The sequence below is a fragment of the Kocuria sp. HSID16901 genome, assembly GCF_003989425.1.
GTDB lineage: Bacteria > Actinomycetota > Actinomycetes > Actinomycetales > Micrococcaceae > Rothia > Rothia massiliensis.
Genome location: NZ_RBLM01000022.1, coordinates 1 through 261 on the forward strand (window position 1 = coordinate 1; position 261 = coordinate 261).

Genomic DNA, 261 nt, shown 5'->3' on the forward strand with positions numbered 1-261 from the left:
GCGTGGGACACGAGGGCCTCCTGGTACGTGAAGCGGTTGAACTCAACAGCTCCACTTCACAACCGGAGGCCCTCACCTCTCAGCTGTTCACGGCCGTGTCGCCGAAACAACGTCCCTGGACATTACACCTAGCGGCTGCCAACGCCCGCGTGGAAACTCTACAAACCACCGAGGTTGAACGCCTGGCCGCAGAAGCAGGGATCGTCAAACCCGCCGCGATCTGGTTGTCCGGGATGAGCCTGGAATCCGTGCGCGACGAAA

1 protein-coding gene is annotated in these 261 nt (G+C 61.3%); it reads left to right on the forward strand.

Going from position 1 to position 261, the window contains the following annotated elements; translation table 11 throughout:
- The coding region (locus D8M21_RS11335) for a hypothetical protein (RefSeq protein WP_161970387.1) at positions 1–261 on the forward strand (261 nt) is incomplete at both ends.